The organism is Herbiconiux sp. A18JL235 (genome assembly GCF_040939305.1).
In the GTDB taxonomy this organism is placed as follows: Bacteria; Actinomycetota; Actinomycetes; order Actinomycetales; family Microbacteriaceae; genus Herbiconiux.
On sequence record NZ_CP162511.1, the window covers coordinates 3,628,252 to 3,647,274 of the forward strand.

17 protein-coding genes, 3 tRNA genes and 1 pseudogene are annotated in these 19,023 nt (G+C 70.2%); 12 read left to right on the forward strand and 9 right to left on the reverse strand.

The features are described 5' to 3' along the window. Positions 1–72: 72 nt before the first annotated feature. Together ABFY20_RS17075 and ABFY20_RS17080 are read right to left on the reverse strand one after the other, a co-directional pair. Positions 73–1,401 carry a M23 family metallopeptidase gene (locus ABFY20_RS17075; protein WP_368497402.1) on the reverse strand — a complete coding sequence of 443 codons (1,329 nt, stop codon included), beginning with the start codon at positions 1,399–1,401 and terminating at the stop codon, positions 73–75. A 47-nt stretch (positions 1,402–1,448) separates the two neighbouring features. Further along, on the reverse strand, positions 1,449–2,606 hold the full coding sequence (locus ABFY20_RS17080) for a M23 family metallopeptidase (RefSeq protein WP_368497403.1): 1,158 nt from the start codon (positions 2,604–2,606) through the stop codon (positions 1,449–1,451). A 245-nt stretch (positions 2,607–2,851) separates the two neighbouring features. Here ABFY20_RS17080 and ABFY20_RS17085 point away from each other — a divergent pair. The 3 genes from ABFY20_RS17085 to ABFY20_RS17095 all read left to right on the forward strand — a co-directional run bounded on the left by ABFY20_RS17085 (position 2,852) and on the right by ABFY20_RS17095 (position 3,212). Beyond that, positions 2,852–2,924 (forward strand) — tRNA-Glu (locus tag ABFY20_RS17085). Positions 2,925–2,988: 64 nt separating this feature from the next. Continuing rightward, a tRNA-Asp gene (locus tag ABFY20_RS17090) sits at positions 2,989–3,062 on the forward strand. A gap of 74 nt (positions 3,063–3,136) precedes the next feature. Beyond that, a tRNA-Phe gene (locus ABFY20_RS17095) sits at positions 3,137–3,212 on the forward strand. Between the two features lie 57 nt (positions 3,213–3,269). Here the strand turns inward: ABFY20_RS17095 and ABFY20_RS17100 are convergent. Continuing rightward, positions 3,270–4,145, reverse strand: coding sequence for a hypothetical protein (locus tag ABFY20_RS17100; RefSeq protein WP_368497404.1), 876 nt, complete (start codon positions 4,143–4,145; stop codon positions 3,270–3,272). Next, positions 4,135–5,190 carry a type IV toxin-antitoxin system AbiEi family antitoxin gene (locus tag ABFY20_RS17105; protein ID WP_368497405.1) on the reverse strand — a complete coding sequence of 352 codons (1,056 nt, stop codon included), beginning with the start codon at positions 5,188–5,190 and terminating at the stop codon, positions 4,135–4,137. Before ABFY20_RS17105 ends, ABFY20_RS17100 begins: the two co-directional genes overlap by 11 nt. A 350-nt stretch (positions 5,191–5,540) precedes the next feature. Here ABFY20_RS17105 and ABFY20_RS17110 point away from each other — a divergent pair, with 350 nt between their 5' ends. From ABFY20_RS17110 to ABFY20_RS17135, 6 genes are read left to right on the forward strand one after another with little or no spacing between them, the layout of a single operon-like run. Further along, a complete protein-coding gene (locus ABFY20_RS17110) occupies positions 5,541–6,428 on the forward strand; it encodes a DNA/RNA non-specific endonuclease (protein ID WP_368497406.1) in 888 nt (295 codons plus the stop codon). Between the two features lie 55 nt (positions 6,429–6,483). Continuing rightward, positions 6,484–7,704 (forward strand): crosslink repair DNA glycosylase YcaQ family protein, encoded by a 1,221-nt coding sequence (locus ABFY20_RS17115; RefSeq protein WP_368497407.1) that lies wholly within the window; start codon positions 6,484–6,486, stop codon positions 7,702–7,704. Beyond that, positions 7,701–8,507, forward strand: coding sequence for a spermidine synthase (locus ABFY20_RS17120; RefSeq protein WP_368497408.1), 807 nt, complete (start codon positions 7,701–7,703; stop codon positions 8,505–8,507). Before ABFY20_RS17115 ends, ABFY20_RS17120 begins: the two co-directional genes overlap by 4 nt. A 1-nt stretch (position 8,508) precedes the next feature. Further along, positions 8,509–9,219: an SOS response-associated peptidase gene (locus tag ABFY20_RS17125; protein WP_368497409.1), complete on the forward strand. Its 711-nt coding sequence runs from the start codon at positions 8,509–8,511 to the stop codon at positions 9,217–9,219. A 47-nt stretch (positions 9,220–9,266) separates the two neighbouring features. Next, the gene (locus ABFY20_RS17130) at positions 9,267–9,929 is read left to right on the forward strand and encodes a response regulator (RefSeq protein WP_368497410.1); all 663 of its coding nucleotides are present in this window, start codon (positions 9,267–9,269) and stop codon (positions 9,927–9,929) included. Next, positions 9,926–11,080: a sensor histidine kinase gene (locus ABFY20_RS17135; RefSeq protein WP_368497411.1), complete on the forward strand. Its 1,155-nt coding sequence runs from the start codon at positions 9,926–9,928 to the stop codon at positions 11,078–11,080. The genes ABFY20_RS17130 and ABFY20_RS17135 overlap by 4 nt, the downstream gene beginning before the upstream one ends. 6 nt (positions 11,081–11,086) lie before the next feature. On the opposite strand, the gene ABFY20_RS17140 is transcribed toward ABFY20_RS17135, so the two are convergent. Beyond that, positions 11,087–12,205 carry an ABC transporter permease gene (locus ABFY20_RS17140; RefSeq protein ID WP_368497412.1) on the reverse strand — a complete coding sequence of 373 codons (1,119 nt, stop codon included), beginning with the start codon at positions 12,203–12,205 and terminating at the stop codon, positions 11,087–11,089. An 87-nt stretch (positions 12,206–12,292) separates the two neighbouring features. On the opposite strand from ABFY20_RS17140, the gene ABFY20_RS17145 reads away from it, so the two are divergent. Continuing rightward, the gene (locus tag ABFY20_RS17145; RefSeq protein ID WP_368497413.1) at positions 12,293–13,138 is read left to right on the forward strand and encodes a tryptophan-rich sensory protein; all 846 of its coding nucleotides are present in this window, start codon (positions 12,293–12,295) and stop codon (positions 13,136–13,138) included. On the opposite strand, the gene ABFY20_RS17150 is transcribed toward ABFY20_RS17145, so the two are convergent. Together ABFY20_RS17150 and ABFY20_RS17155 are read right to left on the reverse strand one after the other, a co-directional pair. After that, positions 13,119–14,729: a sensor histidine kinase gene (locus ABFY20_RS17150; protein WP_368497414.1), complete on the reverse strand. Its 1,611-nt coding sequence runs from the start codon at positions 14,727–14,729 to the stop codon at positions 13,119–13,121. The two genes, ABFY20_RS17145 and ABFY20_RS17150, sit on opposite strands and share 20 nt — an antisense overlap. After that, positions 14,726–15,430, reverse strand: coding sequence for a response regulator transcription factor (locus ABFY20_RS17155; protein ID WP_368499817.1), 705 nt, complete (start codon positions 15,428–15,430; stop codon positions 14,726–14,728). Before ABFY20_RS17155 ends, ABFY20_RS17150 begins: the two co-directional genes overlap by 4 nt. A gap of 187 nt (positions 15,431–15,617) precedes the next feature. Between ABFY20_RS17155 and ABFY20_RS17160 the strand changes: the two genes are divergently transcribed. Further along, positions 15,618–16,370 carry a GNAT family N-acetyltransferase gene (locus ABFY20_RS17160; protein ID WP_368497415.1) on the forward strand — a complete coding sequence of 251 codons (753 nt, stop codon included), beginning with the start codon at positions 15,618–15,620 and terminating at the stop codon, positions 16,368–16,370. Between the two features lie 34 nt (positions 16,371–16,404). Then, a complete protein-coding gene (locus tag ABFY20_RS17165) occupies positions 16,405–16,962 on the forward strand; it encodes a DUF1697 domain-containing protein (protein WP_368497416.1) in 558 nt (185 codons plus the stop codon). A 414-nt stretch (positions 16,963–17,376) separates the two neighbouring features. Here the strand turns inward: ABFY20_RS17165 and ABFY20_RS17170 are convergent. Together ABFY20_RS17170 and ABFY20_RS17175 are read right to left on the reverse strand one after the other, a co-directional pair. Continuing rightward, positions 17,377–18,354: pseudogene (locus ABFY20_RS17170) on the reverse strand (DUF222 domain-containing protein); the annotation flags it as partial. Positions 18,355–18,412: 58 nt separating this feature from the next. After that, positions 18,413–18,967 carry a CGNR zinc finger domain-containing protein gene (locus ABFY20_RS17175; protein ID WP_368497418.1) on the reverse strand — a complete coding sequence of 185 codons (555 nt, stop codon included), beginning with the start codon at positions 18,965–18,967 and terminating at the stop codon, positions 18,413–18,415. Positions 18,968–19,023 lie beyond the last annotated feature (56 nt).

Here is a 19,023-nt window from a genome sequence, read left to right on the forward strand (position 1 = left end):
ACGAAACGCCCCCTCAGCACCATCGAGGGGGCGTTTCGTGATGGGTCGATCGTGTTCTAGGCCGATCGTGTTCTAGAAGGCCACGTAGTTGCGCGGGTTCTGGGCGGTGCCGTTGACGCGGGTCTCGAAGTGCACGTGGCAGCCCGTCGACGAGCCGGTGGTGCCGGCGTAGGCGATGAGCTGCCCTCCGCCCACCTCGGCTCCGCGGCCTGCGACGAGCGAGCTGTTGTGGCCGTAGACCGTCGTGAGGCCGCCCCCATGGGCGATGGTGACGGAGTAGCCGAGGCCGCCGTTGTAGCCCGACTGCACGACGGTGCCCGCCGCCGAGGCGTACACGGGCGCTCCGCAGGTGCCCCCGCCCGCCTGCACCAGGTCGATGCCGGCGTGCAGGCGGTTGACGTGGGCGATGGGGTGGAAGCGCATGCCGAACTCCGAGGTGACGCGCCAAGCCGAGAGCGGCGAGCCCCAGCCCGAGACGGACACGGGCGGCGGGCCGCCGCCTTCACGGGCCGCCTCCTCCGCGGCCCGGCGGGCCTCCTCGCGGGCCCGCTCCTCCTGACGGCGACGCTCCTCGACACCCTCCTGGTACTGCGCCTCGGTCTTCGCGGTCTGCTCGGTGAGCGCCTTCAGCTGCTCCTCGAGCACGATGCCCTGCGCCTCCTCCTCCGCGAGCGCGGCCTCCACCGCGACCTGCGCGGCGAGTGCCTCTTCGAGGGCGAGCTCGGCGGCGACCTTCAGGGCCTCGAGCTCGCGCTCGGCGATGTCGGCCTGGGCGGTGAGCGCCGCGGCGGTGTTGCGGTCTTGGGCCGCCTGGTCGGAGAGTCGACCGGTGGCTTGGGAGAGCTGGCTCATGGCGCCGAGCTGGTACAGCAGGTCTTCGGTGCCGGAGCCTGCGACGATGAGGTTGAGGGTGAGGTCTGTCCCCCCAGAGCGGGTGAACTGCGTGATGAGCTGGCCGGCCTGCCGATTCGACTCCTCGGCGCGAGCCATGGCCTCGGCGGCCTGCACCCCGAGCTCCTCGGCCCGGAAGACGGCGGTGTCGTAGACGTCTTGCGCCTCGGAGTACTCGTCGGCCTTGAGGTCGGCGAACTCCTGCGCCTCCTGCACCTCGGTGCGCAGCTGCGAGATGAGGCCCTGGATGCGCTCCACCTCGGCCTGCTTCGTCGCCTCGTTGCCGCGGGCGGCGAGCACGTCTTCCCAGCTCGGGTAGTCGACAGCGAACGCGCCCTCCGAGCCGCGGAACACGTCGACGGCGAGCAGGGCGACGGCGAGGGCGGCCCCGGCGACGAACCTCGACGGGGAGAGCCGGCGGCGCCTGCCTGCTTCACCCCGCATCCGTGACGACCTCCGTGAGACCGACGTCGTTGTCGCGGGCCTGGTTCGGGTGTCGGTGGTCGTCATGCTCGTCTCGCTCTCACGTTGTCACGCCGCTGCGCGCTCGTCGCCGGTCAGCCGAACTCGATGCCGACGTTGGCCATGAAGGCCCTGGGGTTCACTGCTCCGCCACTCACGCGCACCTCGTAGTGCACGTGACACCCGGTGGAGTTGCCGGTGGTGCCGGCCAGTGCGATCGGCTGCCCGACCTGCACGTAGTCGCCGTTGCCGACCAGGAGGGTGGTGTTGTGGCCGTAGGCGGTGGCGATTCCGCCACCGTGGTCGACCTGCACGAAGTTGCCGTATCCGCCGTTCCAGCCCGCATAGGTGACGAGCCCTTCGGCCGAGGCGTAGACGTAGGCACCGCAGGTGCCGCCGGAGTAGACCAGGTCGAGGCCGGAGTGCATGAGGTAGGCGCCGGAGACGGGGTTGACGCGCATTCCGAACTCGTCGGAGGAATAGGAGCCCGGGAACGGGCTCGCCCAGCCGCTGGCCGCGATGAAGGGGAGGGTCGGGAGACCCGCAGCCGCGGCCGCTCGGGCGGCCTCGGCGCGCGCCTCGACACCCTTCTGGTAGTCGGCTTCGGTGGCGGCGCGGTTCTCCTTCAGCACGGAGAGCTGGGCGGTGAGCTCGACCTCGTGGTCTTGCTGCTCCTGCAGCGCCGCCTCGGCCGCCTGCTGGGCGACGACGGCCTCGGCGAACAGGCGCTGGGCCTCCTCGGCGAGTCCCTTGAGCTCGTTGCGCGCAACGGTGGCCTGGGCGGTGAGGGCGGTCGCCGTATTCGTGTCTTGCTGGGCCTTCGCGTAGATCTGCGCGGTCTTCTCGGTGAGTTTGCTCATCGCACCGAGTTGGTAGAGCAGGTCGTTCGAGAACTGCTCGCCGCCCACCATGAGGTTGAGCGTGATGTCGTTGCCGCCGGTGCGGGCGAGCTGAGCGGCGAGGAGGCCGGCCTGCGTGTTGGAGCGCTCGGCCTCGGCCGACGCCTCCTCTGCCTGGGCCTCGAGCTCGTCGGCGACGTAGCTGGCGGTGTCGAACGCCGTCTGTGCGACCTGGTACTCCTCACCCCGCTGGGTGGAGAGCGCCTGGGCCGCACTGACCTGCGAGCTGATGCTCTGGATGAGCCCCTCGATGCGGGTGATCTCGTCTTGCTTCGCGCTCTCGTTCGCCTGCGCGTTCTTCACGTCGTCCCAGCTGGGGTAGTCGTCGGCGAACGCCGGACCGCCCGAGAACACTGCAGCTGCGACCAGCGAGGCCGTGGCGGCGAGCGTCGCTCCCAGGCGTCTTCTCGGGCGTCTGGGGCGGCGGCGCGTCGTCGCGGGATGAGTGGTCTGCATGGCTCCTCGAACTGCTCGTGCGTGCCGTGCCAACCTAACAAGCGCCTCCCCGGGAACCCCGGACATTGTGGCGAATGTGGAGAACTGCCCCACGAATTGGAACCTGTGGGCAGGTTGTGGCATACTCGTGGAGTTGTCGCCGCGGCCCCATCGTTTAGCGGCCTAGGACGCCGCCCTTTCACGGCGGTAGCACGGGTTCGAATCCCGTTGGGGTCACGAAGACTCCGGCGTGATCCGGGTCGGGAGCGGAACGGCAACAGATACAATAGGAACACAGCAAGGCCCTGTAGCGCAGTTGGTTAGCGTGCCGCCCTGTCACGGCGGAGGTCGCGGGTTCAAGTCCCGTCAGGGTCGCAAGGCGCGAAGCCCTTCCGAACGGAAGGGCTTTTCGCTAGAGCGGCGCGATGTGCTCATCCACATCGCCCCTCGGCTCTGTAGCTCAGTTGGTAGAGCGTTCGACTGAAAATCGAAAGGTCACCGGATCGATGCCGGTCGGAGCCACCACGAAGCCCCCGGTGCACCCGGGGGCTTTTTCTTCGGCTCGATACGCGCGAGGCGGCGTCACTGTCGCCTTCGCCCGGTCGACATCAGCGCGCTGTACGAGTCCAGGAATCGCCGCGCGGAAACGACGACATCTGTTCGAAGCTGATCGTCTGAGGAATCATCGCCGGCCAGCTGCAATTGCCTGACCACCTCGTCGATCCACGGCAGCTCTACATCCCTGAGCCGCTCCACCGCAGAGGTGATCACCACCTCGATGGAGCCGCGGTGAGGAGGCACCTCCGTGTCAGCAACTGCCTCTGCTGCGGCTTGCGCCTCGCCAGGGCAATACATGATAACGAATGCCAAGTCATAGGCATCCTTCCCTTGCCCACGGCTCAGGAACGCTGCAGCCTTCGCCGCGATGTACCCACCGAGACTCGCGAACTTCAAGCTGACGGTAGGGGCCGCCCCGGGAAGTTCACCTCGTACGGTGGCGGGTACGTCGATTTCGCGCGTGATCGGTTGGTGCAGGGCGGGAGCCGGCCCTGCGAGATTCTGGACCGTTGCCATCTCCGCACCCGGGAGGCTGATGGGCTGGCCGGGGCTGTCGTACACATCGCAGAGAAGGTCGAGGCGCACGTGCGCGTCGCCCAACACGCCCATCCATTGCCATCCCGCAACGCCACCGATCGGCTCGAACCTGCCATCCCGCAGAGCTCGATCCAGCCAGTGAAAATCAAGATCCTCTCTGTCGTAGACGAATCCGAGTTCGAACAGTAAGTCGACGTCGGTCGTGCCGAGATGCGGAAGCGGCGCACCGGGCGCCAGGAAGTCTGGATTCAGGCCGCCGATGACGACGAAATCGGTCGCGTGTTCACCCGCGAGCAAGGCGAATCGAACGAGCGCCTCCCGCGCGCGCTCACCAGTGACGTGTGTACGGCCCTCAGAATCCAATTGCCACCTGCCGCACATGCTCGGCTGCCTCGGCCCCGCGGTTGCCCAGGTGGAGCAAATCTGCGTAGACGCGCACAGGCGACGCTATCGGATCCTGTTCGGATCCCCTTGTGAACCCGAACACGTAGTCGCGAGCAGAACGAAGATGAACCCGACCACCTCTGTCCACGGGGGTCGCTCCAGCGTCGGTCATGCGTTCAAGGGCCTTGTCAAACTCACCTTCCGGAACATAAAGGATCATGTCCGGCACGCTTGTCGCGAATGGCGCGATCAACTCAGCTCCGACCCAGCCGGAGCTCGCCCACGGCAGCCCACGGAAGCTCTGACGAACGAGTTTCATCCAGTCCAGGGGGTCTCGCGAAGCCATATGGAGATCTGCTCGCCACTCCTTCCGGGCAGATCGCGCATAGTGTCCCGCCCAGTCACTCAGCAGGCGACCTTGCTCTCGGAACTCACGTACAGAACTCGACCCTCGCTCCGCCCCGGACTTCGTCGTGTAGTGCTCCTCATCGAAAGCGACGAGAATCTTGGCGACCTGGCCCTGCGATATGTTCGTGGCATCGGCAATCCGGGCGATCCGATCAATTCGGCCACGGGGGTCTTTGAGGCGTCGTTGAACCTGGCGACTCAGGATGAACTCGGCCACCGCCTCCGTACTGAGGGACCATCCGATTCCCGTCGTTGCCCTATGGGGTAGCTGCTGTGGCTGGTGCGATGAAATGAACACTCCAGGTGGAATGGTGATGTTCGCGTATCCATCGGCGTCTGCCCACGACAGTCCCCGTTCGTCCAGCAGACGGATCGAACCGGGGCTCATTCGTCGCGCTGTCACGGCCACAGCGGCCGCTTCGTCCCCACGGTCCGCCAGGCCGTCAAGCGCACGCCGCACATCCGCCGGGAATCCATCGCCCACCCACATCGCTCGCAGAACCACGGGCTGCGGCGCGCCACGGAGAAGGACGCCGTCGATGACGGGTTCTGGAATCAGCGCACGTGGCACGACGTTCATCAGAACGGCGACACCCGGGTTGTTTCCAATAACCATGGTTTTCATTCTAACGAGAAATAACGCTCTTCTCTCGAAATAATGGCTACCTCAGTGGCTGAAGAAATAATGATCGCAGCGAAGGATGACGCGTCCGACTTGATGCTTATGCATGATCGCTCGTCACCTGTAGAGGAAATTGGTTCGGGGGCTTGGAAAAGGGATTTGGGTGTGCGATATTGAAGTCTCAAGTCGCAAGCAGATCGGGACTGCGTGCGGCTGCCGCCCTCAGGGGGCGGGACACGATGCGGGGCTCGGCGACAACGCGGGCCCCGCATCCGTCTGTGCGGGCCCGCTGGGTGTCACCATGCGACGTGGTGGCGCCGGGCGAAGCGTGCTCGACTGGGGGCATGGTGAACGACGACTCCGTGCGCGCCTCCGACCCCGCCTTCGCATCCGGTGAGGGCGAAGGAGAGGGCGAAGCCGACGGCTTCGACGAGCGCTTCCTCGGGCTCCGCTGCCCGCTGCCTGCTGCGAACGACGACGGCAGGAGCATCCGGCGGCTCGACTACACGCACTTCAGCGTGCTGCTCGACACGGAGCGACGGCTCGCTGCACTCACGGCCGTGAACATCGACGGGCGGCTGCTGCGCGACGTGCCGCGCGGCGACGACTGGCACCTCGACCCGCGCGTGCCGGCCGACGAGCAGGTGGGGTCTGAGCTCTACGCCCGCAACGACCTCGACCGCGGGCACCTGGTGCGCCGTCGCGATCCTGTGTGGGGAACGGATGCGGTCGCCGCCCGAGCCGAGTACGACACCTTCGCCTACACCAACGCCGCCCCGCAGGCCGCCGTGTTCAACCAGTCGAAGGAGCTGTGGAACGGGCTCGAAGACCAGGTGCTCGCCTACGCCGAGGCCTCCAGTCTCCGACTCGACGTGTTCACCGGTGCGGTGTTCGCGAGCGACGATCGGCTCTACCGCGGGGTGCAGCTGCCGAAGCGGTTCTGGAAGATCGCAGCCTGGTACGACACCGGGCGCGACCGGCTCGCCGCCGCCGGGTTCCTGCTCGACCAGTCTAACGAGCTCGACCGCATCGACCTGAGGTCGGCACAGCCGACGGATGCTCCACCTCCGCTCCCCGGGTTCCGCACCTTCCAGGTGCCGATCGCCGACCTCGCCCGCGACACGGGCCTCGACCTCGCTCAGCTGGCGGCTGCCGATGTCTTCCTGGCGCCGCTGCGCGACGCCGGCAGGCGGTGGACGACGCTCACCCATCCGGGTCAGATCAGGCTCTGAGGGATCTGAGGATGAATGCCCGCGCGGTGTCGGAGGTGCGGGGCATACTGGGCGCATGGCAGCGGTCGGCGGTCTCCCAGCGCAGACGGCTCGCGGCGCGCGCGAACTGCTCGCCCGCCGGCTCGCCGCGCAGTGGGTCGAGCCGGCCCGCCCCGCCAGCACCTGTTCCGGCATCGTCGACGTCGTCCAGCACCTCCTCGCCCTGCAGGCGCAGGACTTCGCCCAGTCGTGCTGGGCCCTCGGGGCTCGCACGCCGGGCAGCACCGTCGCCGATGTCGACGCCGCCTACGACTCGGGTGCCATCGTGCGGTCGTGGCCCCTGCGCGGAACGCTGCACGTCACGACCCCCGACGATCTTCGGCTGATGCTCGCGCTCACCGCCACGAAGACCGTGCGCGGCATGGGCGCCCGGCACCGGCAGCTCGAACTCGACGCCGACACCTTCGCCCGCGCGCGCGACATCGCCCGGGTCGAGCTGGCGGGTGGCGCGGCCGCCTCGCGTGAGGAGTTCCTCGCCCAGCTCGCGGCGGGCGGGGTCGATGTGGCAGGCCAGCGCGGCATGCACCTCATCTGGTGGCTCGCCCACGACGGTCTGGTCTGCTGGGGCCCGCGGCGCGGCACGCAGCAGGCGCTGGTGCTGCTCGACGAGTGGGCACCGCCCGCGCGAGAGCTCGACCTCGAGCACGACGGCGCGCGCGCCCGGGCGCTCGGCGAGTTGCTGCTCCGCTACGCGGTCGGGCGCGGCGCCGTGACGGTCGACGACTTCTGCTGGTGGTCGAAGCTCACCAAGGGCGAGGCCTCGGCGGGCCTCGCCGCCGCGCGCGACCGGCTCGTCGAACTCGAGATCGACGGCCAGAGGGTGTTCGCGCCGCTCGACTCTGCGGCTCCGCCGCCCCCGCCCGCCGGCCAGCACGCGCTGCCCGGCTTCGACGAGTACCTCCTCGGCTACCGCAACCGCTCCCCCGCCCTGCCCGAGCGGTTCGCCGAGCGCATCGTGCCGGGCGGCAACGGCATCTTCCTCCCTCTGCTCGTGTCGCGCGGGTCGATCGTCGGCACCTGGAGCCGTCGCGTGGGGGCACGCTCGGTCTCGCTCACGATGACCCCCTTCACCTCGCTCAGCGCGGCCGTCGCCCGCGGTCTCGGGCGCGACCTCCGACGCTACGCCGCCTTCCTCGGCCTCCCGGCGAGCATCACGATCGCCGAGCCGGAGCCACAGGCCGAACCCACCCCCGGGCCCACACCCGAGCAGCGACCCGTCCCCGAGCCCGCCCCATGACGACCGCCCGCACCCTCCGCCTCCGCCCCGGCGGCCCGCTCGCGGAGCTCCGCCCCGACGAGCTCGACGCCACCACGGTCGAGCTCGCGATCGACGGCCATCCGCAGTCGCATGTCGACCCCGCAGACCCCACGGCTCTGCGGCACGACTACGTGCGCCGCATCGGCAACCTCGTCGACGCGACGGCCTCACCGAGAACTCCGCTCACGGTGCTCCACCTCGGCGCCGGCGCCCTCACCCTCGCGCGTTACGTGCAGGCGACCCGGCCGGGCTCACCCCAGCACGTCGTCGAGCTCGAGAGTGCGCTCGTCCCCTTCGTGCTCGACGCGCTTCCCCTCCCGCCCGGCACCGAGCTGCAGGTGCACCCGGGTGACGCCGCCGAGGTCGTGCGACGCCTCGGCACCGAGCTCGCGGGCCGTGTCGACCTCGCCGTCGCCGACCTCTACCGCGGCACCACGACTCCGGCGGCCGTGCGCTCGGCCGCGTTCTACGAGACACTCGCCGGTCTGCTGGCTCCAGGCGGCCTGCTCGCGGTCAACGTCGCCGACGACGACGGTCTCCCTGCGCTCGGCACGCAACTCGCCGTGCTCAGCACGCTCTTCTCAGGGCTCTGGGTGACGGGCCCGCTCGCGACGGTGACGCATGCCCGCGCCGGCAACGCCGTCGTCATCGCCTCCCGAGACCGGCTTCCCACCTCGCTGCTCGACGCCCTGCGTGCGGCGGGCCCGCATCCGGGTGCCGTCGTCGACGCTCACGACCTCGCCCCCGGCCTCGACTCCACCCTCCCCGGAAGGACCCTCTGACATGTGCGGCAGATTCACCATGAGCGCCGAGACCGACGAACTCATCAGCGAGTTCGTCGCCCGCGGCGGCCGGCCAGAAGACTGGAGCCCCTCCTACAACGTCGCGCCCACCGAGACCGCACCGATCGTGCGCGACCGCCTCGTCGACGGCGAGCTCGTGCGCGAGATCGACGGCGCCTCCTGGGGACTGAAACCCGCCTGGGCGAAGCCGGGCGGGCCCGCCCCCATCAACGCCCGGCTCGAGAGCGTGGCGACGAACGGTCTCTTCCGCAACGCCTTCGCCCAACGCCGCTGCATCGTGCCGATGAACGGCTACTACGAGTGGGAGGCGACGCCGCACGGCAAGCAGCCGCACTACATCCACGGCCCCGAGCACCTGCTTGCGGCCGCAGGCCTGTACGAGCTGAAGAAGACCGACGGCGACTGGGCGCTGTCGTTCACCATCATCACCCGCGAGGCGGCGGATGCCTCGGGCGAGGTGCACGACCGCATGCCCGTCTTCCTGACCCCAGACATCTGGGACGACTGGACGTCGCCGGTGAAGGTGGAGGCGCCTGGCGAGAAGGAGGCGCTGGTCGCCCTGCTCGATGGCAGCTCCCTCGCCGTGGCCCGCACCATCACCACGTATCCGGTGTCGAAACGGGTGAACAACGTGCGCGACAGCTCGGTGGCGAAAGACGACCCCACTCTCATCGAGCCCATCACGCTCTGACGGCAAGCCGTCCGAACGGCACCGGTTCATGCGGCACTATGGAACAGATGGCCGAGAGACGCAGGATCCGGGTGGCGGTGGTCGAAGACCAGCCCCTCTACCGTCAGATGCTGACGTCCGCCCTCGCCGGCGCCGAAGGGCTCGAGGTCGTCGCCGTGGCGTCGTCGTGCACGAACGCGCGAGCCGTCGTGCCCGACTCCGACGCCGACGTCGTGGTGCTCGACATCCAGCTCGGCGACGGCTCGGGCATCGACCTCGGGCTGGAGCTGCGTCACTCGATGCCGCGCCTCGGCGTCCTGCTGCTCTCGGCGACCGACTCGCTCGACGCCCTCCTCGACCTCCCCCGCTCGAGCGTGCGCGGCTGGAGCTACCTGTCGAAAGACTCGGCGCTCAGCCTGGCATCGGTGGTGCGCGCCATCGAGGTGACCGCCGAGGGCCGCACCGCCCTCGACCCCGAGCTGGTCGAGCGCCGCCGTCCGCGCCGCGGCAGCGGCCTGGCACGACTCAGCCCTCGCCAGTACGAGGTGCTGCGCCTGCTCGCTCAGGGCCTGTCGAACGCCGGCATCGCCGCCCGGCTGGGCATCGCCCCCCGCTCGGTCGACAACCACATCAACGCGATCTACGCCGAGCTGGGTCTCGCCTCGGGCGGGGTGACCAACCCACGCGTGGGCGCAGCCCTGCGCTTCATCGACGAGAGCTCCGAATCGTGACCGACACCACCTCGGCTCGCGACCGGATCGACGACCGCACCGTCACGATCCTCGCGTTCGGGGTGGTGATGGTCATCTTCGCGGTCGGCATCTCGGTGCAGACGGTCTACGTGCTGGGTATCCAACCCTCGTGGCAGGAGGGCCGCACGCCGGTCGCCGAGACGCTCAACCTGGCCGTGCGGCTCAGCGCGAACTTCGCCGCCGTCGGTCTCGGCATTCTCGGCATCGCCCTGCTCGACCCTCAGGAACGCCGCCTCCCCGGCCGTCTCTGCACCGGCGCGGTGATCGCCGTGGGGGCCGCCGCGCTGCGCGGAGCCCTGCAGCTCGGCCTCGGCATCTACGCCCCCTCGCAGATCTCCGAGGTGACCGCCGAGATCATCACTGCCTCCATCGCCGTGGCGATCTCTCTCGCCATCGCCCTGGCGCTGACGGATGCGCGGCGACGCCTCCGCACCGAGGAGCGTGCCTACGCGGAACAGACCGTGCGCGCCGCCGCCGCGCTCGAGGCGCTCCAGGGCGAGGAGCTGCGGGTGCGACGGGAGGTGGCCGACGGTCTGCACGGAACGGTGCAGCAGCGCTTCATCGTGCTCGGCGCCCGGCTCGAGGGAGCCATCGCCGCCGTCGATCCGCTCGAGGGCGGATCGGAGGTCGCCGCAGAGCTGCGCGGCATCCGCGACGACCTCGCCTCGCTGCGGCGGCAGGATCTTCGCACGATGAGCGAACTGCTCTACCCCGCCCGCCTCGACCAGGGGACGGTGCCCGCGGTGCGCGCGCTGTTCCAGCGCATCCCCACCTCCATCGCGACCTCGCTGAGGGTGAGCGACGAGGTGGTTGCGCTCGAGGGCGAGGGCAATCGCGTACTCCCCGCCGAGCGGAGGCTGCTCATCGTGCGCATAGTCGAAGAGGCGCTGTCGAACGCTCTCAAGCACGGCCGGGCGACCGCAGTGGAGCTCGAGCTCACCGTCGACCCCGCGGGAGCGTTCGTGCTCGCCTTCGACGACGACGGCATCGGGCTTCCCGCCGAACCCTCGGAACTCGGTCTCAGCGGGCTCGGGCGGCTGCAGCGCCAGCTCGATCACATCGACGGCCGGCTCGAGTTGCAGTCCTCGCCCCTCGGCGGAGCCCGCGTGCTGGGCGTCGTGCCACGCTGAAGCGCGTCAGCCGGCCGCCGCAGCCTCGTCTTCGCGAGCGTCGCCGTTCTGCGTGTCGCCGCCTCGCGCATCCGGTTTCACCACCTCGACCCGGTCGAGCCGACCGGCCCCGAACTTCGCGTGTCGGGCGATGACGAACCCCGCCGTCGACAGCACGAGCCACGCGCCCAGCACGAGGTAGGGCTCCGCGTGCGGCGCCTCGGGGAAGTAGGTGAGATCGCGGAGCGCGCGCACGGTGGCGCCGGTGGGCAGCCAGCGCCCCATGAACTCGTAGAACGGCGGCAGCAGTTCGGGTGCGACCGCCCCGCCCGAAGAGGGGTTGCTGATGAGGATGAAGAGGATCCAGGTGGGCACGAGCGCCCACCTTCCCCCGATCACCACCCTGAAGAAGCTGTAGACGGCGCCTGCGATGAACACCGCCATCGAGAGCACTCCCCAGACCGGGAGGAACGGGAAGGTCTCGAAGCCGAAGATCGGGCCGGTGGTGAGGGTGATGACCAGGCCGACGAGTGCGGCTCGTGCTGCGTCCCAGGCGAGCTCGCCGGCGAGGGTGAGGCCGCCGGCGTTCACGCGGGTCTGGATGGCGCCGACGAAGCCGATGATGGTGGAGGCGAGCGCCAGGTAGAACAGCACGAGGCCGCTCGGGTCGTTGGGGCTCAGCGGGTTCACGTCGGTGACGGTGACGGTGAGGTCGAGCGCCTGACCGATCTGCTCGGCGTCGGACTCGATGAGGCGGGCGATGGAGGCGCCGGATGCGCTGGAGATGAACAGCTGGGCCGACGTCGAGGAACCCGACGTCGAGGACGTGCCCGGCGCATCCGTCACCAGCACGGCGTAGATCTGCTGCTGCTCGAGGGCGTTCTTCGCCGCGGCCTCGGTGGCGAACGACTCCACGTCGAACGAGGTGGTGGTGACCGACTCGAGCGCCTTGTCGAGCTGCTCGGGCGTGACCCCGGGTGACACGACGCCGATGGGCACGTCGTGCGGCTGCGGATCGCTCATCGCGAGGCTGTAGGAGGTGACGAACAGCGCCGCGAACAGCGACACCAGGAGCGAGACGATGAGGGCGGGCTTGTTGGGGCCGCTCACCACCCGGCGGGCGGCGGAGATGCTGCGCGAGACCATGAGCACACGCTAGCGGCTCCCGGGCGCGGCTCGGCGGCGCACGCGGGGCACGGGCGGCACGGGCTCGAGATGGGTAGGGTCGTCGCCATGAGGTCCGATCTGGTGCGCCGCGTCGTCGTCGCAGTGTGCGCGGTGCTCGCCGTCGTGGGTGCTTTCGTGGGGTCGGGGGCCGCCGGTGGCACCCCGATCCAGGAGGCGGCGGGCGGTGCACTGTCGGCGGATGCGACCCTCCTCGCCCCGGCGGGGCCCGCCTTCTCGATCTGGTCGGCGATCTACCTCGGCCTCATCGGCTACGCGGTGTGGCAGCTGCTCCCGGCGCAGTCGCGCGAGGGCGACTCGGCGCGCAGGCAGCGCACCCTCGGCTATCCCGTCGCAGCGACCCTGGTGCTGAACGCCGCGTGGATCCTCAGCGTCCAGGCGGGGCTGCTCGCGGTGAGCGCCGTGGTGATCGTGGTGCTGCTCGTCGCCCTGCTCGTCGCGTTCGTGCTGGTGGTGCGCACCCGGCGCCGCGGCCAGGGCGTCATCGAGTCGGTGCTCGTCGACGGTACCGTCGGTCTCTATCTGGGCTGGGTGTGCGTGGCGACTGCCGCGAACATCACCGCTCTGCTCACCGCCTGCGGCTTCGACGGCTGGGGTCTCGCCCCGGATGCGTGGGGTGTCACGATCGTCGTCGTCGCCGGTGTCGCCGGTCTCGGTCTCGCCGTGTTCGGCGCGGGGCGTCTCGCCCCCACCGCCTCGCTCGCCTGGGGTCTGGTCTGGGTCGCGGTCTCACGAACCACCGGTGAACTCGTCTCGGGTGCGGTGGCGACCGCGGCTGTCGTGACCGCGACGGCCCTCGTGGTGGCCACGGTGATCATCCGCGTCGTCGCCGTCGCGCGCGAGCGCTCGGCTCTCGGACTCGCCTCCTCGGCCGCTAACCCGCCGACTCGGTGACCTGAGGGCGCACACGGCCGGCCGGCGGGGCTGCGACCGCCCCGGCCACCCGCGTGAACCGCACGGTGAAGCGTGTTCCGGCCGGAGTGGAATGGACACCGATCGTACCGTCGTGGGCCTCGACGATCGAGGCGACGATGGCGAGCCCGAGGCCCGTGCTCCCCGCCCGGCGCGACCGTGACGAATCACCCCTGGCGAAGCGTTGGAACAGCTCGGGCTGCAGCGACTCGGGGATGCCGGGGCCGTCGTCGGCGACGTCCAGCACCACCGTCTCGCCGACCGCGGCACTGCCGGCCGCGCCCGCCGCCGGCGCCCCCGGGTCGATGCGAAGGGTGGTGGAGACCCTGGTGCCGTCGGGGGTGTGGACCGCCGCGTTCGAGAGCAGGTTGAGCACGACCTGGTGCAGGCGCTCGCGGTCTCCGGTGACGAGGGCCGGAGCATCCGGAACCTCGACCGACCAGTGGTGGCCGGGGGCGGAGGCCTTCGCATCGCTCACCGCGTTGACCACGACCTCGCCGAGGTCGATCTCGTCGAGGTGGAGGTCTTGGCCCTCGTCGATGCGCGCGAGCAGCAGCAGGTCGCTGACGAGGGAGTTCATGCGCTTCGCCTCCGACTCGATGCGCGCCAGGGAGTACTCCGTGATCTCGGGGAGCGAGGCCGCGTCTTGCCGGGTGAGCTCGGCGTAGCCCTGGATGGCGGCGAGCGGCGTGCGCAGTTCGTGACTCGCGTCGGTGACGAAGCGACGCATCCGCTTGTCGGTCTCGGCGCGCACCGCGAGGGCGTCGTCGACGTGGGCGAGCAGCTGGTTGAGAGCCTCCCCGACCTTGCCGACCTCGGTGCGGGGGTCGGTGTCGGCCTCACCCACGCGGGTGGTGATCGCCACGTCGCCGCGGTCGAGCGGGATGTCGGTGACGGCGACGGCGGTGCCCACCACCCGGCCGAGCGGGCGGAGCGCCAGCCGCACCACGACGATGACGCCCACCACGATGACGAGCAGGGCGATCAGGGCGAGCACCACCATGATGACGGTCTCCTGCAGCACCGCGGCGTCGGCCGTGGCCATGGAGATGCCCGTGACGAGCAGGTCGCCCCGGCTGTCGGGCTCGACGGCGACCCGGTAGCTGCCGAGCCCGTCGAGCTGGAGGGTCTGCTGGGTGCCGGGCTCGAGCGACGCCGCCTCGAGCTGCGCGACGACGGCGGGAGGGAGCGCCTCGGCGTCGGAATCGGAGAAGCGGGCAGAGTCGATGACGGTGGCGACGCCGCCGCTGCCGTCGCCGCTGCCCTCGTCGAGCAGTGCGATGACGGTTCCGGGCGCCTGCCCGGTGTAGTCGGTGAGCGGCTTCTCGGGGTGCGGGTCGATGTGCCGGCCGCTGTCGATCATGACGCCGTAGCGGTACTTCTCGACGGCGTAGGTGAACGACGACATCGACGCGCTCAACTGGGTGTCGACGACGTGGGTGATGGAGCTCGCCAGGGTGACGCTGCTCACGACGCCCACCGTCACGAGCACGGCCGTCACCACCGCTGCGGTGCCGACGACGAGGCGGCTCCGCAGGGTCCACGGCCGGCGGGCGCGTCGGCGCACGGTCATTCCGCGGCCCGCAGCACGTAGCCGACCCCGCGCACGGTGTGGATCATCGAGGGCCGGTTGGCGTCGATCTTCTTGCGGAGATACGACACGTAGAGATCGACGATGGAGGCCTTGCCGGCGAAGTCGTAGTTCCACACCCGGTCGAGGATCTGAGCGCGCGAGAGCACCCGGCGCGGGTTGCGCATGAAGTAGCGCAGCAGTTCGAACTCCGTGGTGGTGAGCGAGATGGGGTCACCGCCGCGGTTGACCTCGTAACTCGACTCGTCGAGGAGGAGGTCACCCACGACGATGCGGGAGTCTTCGTCGGAGGTGGTCATCATCGAGCGGCGGAGGAGGCCGCGCAGGCGGGCGACGAGCTCTTCGAGGCTGAACGGCTTGGTCATGTAGTCGTCACCGCCGGCGGTGAGGCCGATGATGCGGTCGTCGACCGAGTCGCGAGCGGTGAGGAAGAGGGTCGGCGCCCCACCCTCGAGCTCGCGCAGCTGGCGCAGCAGCGAGATGCCGTCGGTGTCGGGGAGCATGATGTCGAGCACCACGACGTCGGGTCGCTCCTCGCGGTACTTCTGCAGGGCGGTGCCGCCGTCGTGGGCGACGTCGACCGTCCACCCCTCGTAGGCGAGGGCGAGGCTGACGAGACTCGTCAGCACCATCTCGTCGTCGACGAGCAGCACCCGGATGGCGGAGCCGTCGGGCCGGTACATGCGCGGCAGCCTCGCCAGGACCGCGCGTCGACGGCCCGAAGACGCGAGTTCGTCGGAGACGGGAGAGCTTGCCATCCTCCCATTGTTCCGAGCGCGCGCAAGGGCCTGGTACTGGTCGATGCCTATTCATAGAGACCTCACACGATCGCATACGACCCGCCTGAGATCGCGGCGTACCGTCTCGCAGATGACTCAGATCAGCGTCTCCGAGACCCGACGGATGTTCCGCGCCGCGAAAGACGCCCTCGCCTCGGCGGGTCTGCGCCGACCCCGGGTGCTCCGTGGGGAGCGCACCGAGCATCCGTTCGAGGCCCCCGAGCTGCGCACGGAGCGGCTGCTGCTGCGCCCGCATCGTGCTGCGGCTCGCGACGCGGCCGACTGGTTCGAGCTGCAGGCGCAGCCCTCGGTCACCGAGTTCCTGCCGTGGCCCGAACGCGACCGTCGCCTCTCGGCGCGGCACCTGCGCGATCGCACCCGCCACGTGCGGCTCTGGCAGGCCGACGACTTCCTCGCCCTCGCCGTCGAGCTCGACGGGCGGCTCATCGGCGACGTCTCCCTGCATCTCCGGAAGGTCGCTCGCGATGAGCGCTCGGTGGAGATGGGCTGGGTGCTGCACCCCGCCCACGGCGGCAAGGGGTACGCCACCGAGGCGGCGCGCGCCGTGCGCGACCTCGCCTTCGAGCGACTCGAGGCTCGGGAGGTGACGGCGGTGACGGATGCGCGCAATCGTCGGTCGGTGGCCCTCGCCACCCGGCTCGGTTTCGTCGAGCGCACGCGACGCGACTGCGCCCGGCAGACTGACGGCACCGTGGAGTTCGCCCTCGACCGCGACCGCTGGGACCGGGCTCGACGCGAGCGGGAGGATCGCCCCCGGCGGATCGAGCGCCGGACACCCCAGGGGCGCTCGCACCACGCCGGCCGCGAGCGCCGCGCCGCCTAGAACGCCGACGGCCCCGCCGGAGTTACTGTTGGGCATGACCAAGTGGGTTGCCCTGCTGCGGGGCGTGAACGTGGGTGGCATCACGGTGAAGAGCGCCGAGCTCGGAGCCCTGTTCCGCGAGCTGGGGTTCGAGGGCGTGAAGACGGTGCTCGCCTCGGGGAACGTGCTGTTCGAGACCGATGAGGGAGGCACGACCGCGAAGGATGCCGCTCTCAAGAAGCGCATCGAGAAGGGCCTCGGCGAGCGCTTCGGGTACGACGCGTGGATCGTGCTGCTCGAGCACGACAGGCTCGCCGGCATCGTCGAGGCCTACCCGTTCGACGAGACCGACGGCATGCAGCCCTACGTCGTGTTCGCCTCCGACGAGGCGGTGCTTCGCGAGATCACGAAGGAGGCGGGCTCGCTCGATCCCGAGGGGAGCGGCGCCGGCACCGACGGCGGCGAACGCACGGCTCCCGGCACGGGAGTGCTGTACTGGGAGGTCACGAAGGGGAGCAGCACCGACACCCCCTTCGCCAAGTACCTCGCGAAGGCGCGCTTCAAGTCGACCACCACCACGCGGAACCTTCGCACCCTGCGCAAGCTGCTCTAGCCCCATCAGATCCGGCCCCATCAGAACGGTACCGGCGGATCGGGCGGCGGCGGCACGGACCGCGACGGCGCACCGAAACGCGGAGCGTGCGTGAGGTAGCGATTGCCACGCGGACTCGTGAACAGCAGACTCCGCGAGCTCGGCATGGTCTCGGTGGTGGTGAGCACATGGTCGGGCGGCCGGGCCGAACCGACGAGCTCCCGCCGAACGGGTTGCGCCCCACCCGGGGGCCACCTCCACGCGCCAGGAGTGATCATGCTTGAGGTGATGGTGCCGGGAGCAGAGGTGCGCGAGATCGGCGGGGCTCGTGTCACCGCCCAGAGCCCAGTCGCGCGTGTGATCGAGTTCGCAGCGTGACGCCCGCCGGCCGCAGCCGGGGAAGCGGCAGGTCTCGTCGGCGACGATGAGCGCCGTGCGGAGGTCGCCCGTGGGGCGGTAGCGACGACGGAGCACCGAGATGGTGTCTCCGGTGTCGGGGTGCACCAGAGCCCGCAGGAACGTCGGAGCCGTGGCGGCGATGGCGCGAGCCGTGTCGGGATCGATCGGCCCGTAGCCGTGCAGCGCACCCGGCTCCCGTGCGACGTTCGCGATCGTGGCGGCGGGCACCGTGACGATGACCGTCGGTGTGATGCGGCGAGCGCCGTCGCGGCCTCCGAGCACGATGTCTCCGAGGGCGTCGGAGCGCCGCTCGGCGTGGGTTCTCGGATCGTCGTCGGCGCGCAGCGAGCGGGCCACCCGGTCGATGAGGTCGTCGATCGCCACCGCGTCGAGGGCGGGAAGGCGGTGGTGGAGCGTCGCCATGCCGTCGAGCTCGGCCTCGAACCAGACCCCTCGGCCGTCGCGGGCACGCCGCGTGCGCTCGACGATGGACTCGGGATGCACCTCCTCCCGCAGCCGGCGGGCACGATCGTCGAAGCGCGCCGGCGTGAGTTCCTGCGCGAGGGGCACCAGCCGGGCTTCGAACGACGCCCGCGCCTCGGCGGGCACGCTGAGCACGTGCGGCACGGCTCGGCGGGCGTGGGCGTAGGAGACGACCCCCGCCTCCACCTTCTCGAGGAACCAGGGCAGATCGTGGACCAGGCACTCCGCCTCGTTGACCCACCGCGCCACGGTGCCCTCCGAACGGAGCGTCGCGCAGGCGACCTCGGCGACGAGGGACCGGCGGGCCGCCTCCCGTGTGGGTGCGACCGACGCCGAGGCGACCTCCGTGGCCCCCACCGCGACTCCGTTCATCGACTCCGAGAGCACGACGGCCCGAGCGAGCAACCGCGCGCGGCGCCCCTCGGCGGCCGCGATGGACCGCTCGATCTCGACCAGCTCGGCGAGCACGACGTCGAACTCGTCGCCGGGCGAGAGCGCCCGGGCCGGTGTGGTGCATCGCGCGCCGTTCATGAGGTTCACTCAATCACGAGCCACCGACACCGGCGCGCGCGGCCACCCTCCGGCGCGACTATCCTCCTGCGCGACGGGCGCGATAGGCCAGCACGTTCATCCGGTTGCCGCAGTTGCCGGCGTCGCAGTAGCGCTTCGAGCGATTGCGCGAGAGGTCGACGACGACTCCGGCGCAGTCGTCGGCGGCACAGAGACCCAGGCGCTCGTACTCGTCGCTGCGGATGACGTCGATGAACGCCATCGCCACCTCCACCCGGATGCGCGTGACGAGCGGTGCGTCGGGCTCGGTCGCGTGGAGGTGCCAGTCCCAGTCGCCGTGCCGCACGAGCTGGGGCAGCGCACCGGCCTCGCGCAGCATGCCGTTGACGAGATCGACGGCCTCGTCGCGATCGACCTCCCACAGCCGGCGGAACTCGCCCCGCAGCGACCGCACACCCTGCAGCTCGTCGTCGTCGAGGTCGCGGCGCCCGGAGTAGTCGTGCTCGTCGAGCAGGGTCACGAGCGAGGGCACGTCGGCGAGGGCGTCGTCGTCAGAGCCGGCCACACCGGCCGCGGTGTTGACGAGTTCGGCGGCGAACACCAGGGTCGCCTCGGTGTCATAGGCGAAGACCATGTTGACTCCTGACAGGTCGGGACACTACTGTCAGCAGTGTAACCGCAATGACTCCT

Bases quoted from the DNA above. Each gene is read 5' to 3' on its own strand.
- ABFY20_RS17120 (WP_368497408.1), top strand. From the start codon at position 7,701: ATGACGACCGCCCGCACCCTCCGCCTCCGCCCCGGCGGCCCGCTCGCG.
- ABFY20_RS17110 (WP_368497406.1), top strand. From the start codon at position 5,541: ATGGTGAACGACGACTCCGTGCGCGCCTCCGACCCCGCCTTCGCATCC.
- ABFY20_RS17115 (WP_368497407.1), top strand. From the start codon at position 6,484: ATGGCAGCGGTCGGCGGTCTCCCAGCGCAGACGGCTCGCGGCGCGCGC.
- ABFY20_RS17145 (WP_368497413.1), top strand. From the start codon at position 12,293: ATGAGGTCCGATCTGGTGCGCCGCGTCGTCGTCGCAGTGTGCGCGGTG.
- ABFY20_RS17160 (WP_368497415.1), top strand. From the start codon at position 15,618: ATGACTCAGATCAGCGTCTCCGAGACCCGACGGATGTTCCGCGCCGCG.
- ABFY20_RS17165 (WP_368497416.1), top strand. From the start codon at position 16,405: ATGACCAAGTGGGTTGCCCTGCTGCGGGGCGTGAACGTGGGTGGCATC.
- ABFY20_RS17130 (WP_368497410.1), top strand. From the start codon at position 9,267: ATGGCCGAGAGACGCAGGATCCGGGTGGCGGTGGTCGAAGACCAGCCC.
- ABFY20_RS17075 (WP_368497402.1), bottom strand. From the start codon at position 1,401: ATGACGACCACCGACACCCGAACCAGGCCCGCGACAACGACGTCGGTC.
- ABFY20_RS17155 (WP_368499817.1), bottom strand. From the start codon at position 15,430: ATGTACCGGCCCGACGGCTCCGCCATCCGGGTGCTGCTCGTCGACGAC.
- ABFY20_RS17105 (WP_368497405.1), bottom strand. From the start codon at position 5,190: ATGGTTATTGGAAACAACCCGGGTGTCGCCGTTCTGATGAACGTCGTG.
- ABFY20_RS17175 (WP_368497418.1), bottom strand. From the start codon at position 18,967: ATGGTCTTCGCCTATGACACCGAGGCGACCCTGGTGTTCGCCGCCGAA.
- ABFY20_RS17150 (WP_368497414.1), bottom strand. From the start codon at position 14,729: ATGACCGTGCGCCGACGCGCCCGCCGGCCGTGGACCCTGCGGAGCCGC.
- ABFY20_RS17140 (WP_368497412.1), bottom strand. From the start codon at position 12,205: ATGGTCTCGCGCAGCATCTCCGCCGCCCGCCGGGTGGTGAGCGGCCCC.
- ABFY20_RS17125 (WP_368497409.1), top strand. From the start codon at position 8,509: ATGTGCGGCAGATTCACCATGAGCGCCGAGACCGACGAACTCATCAGC.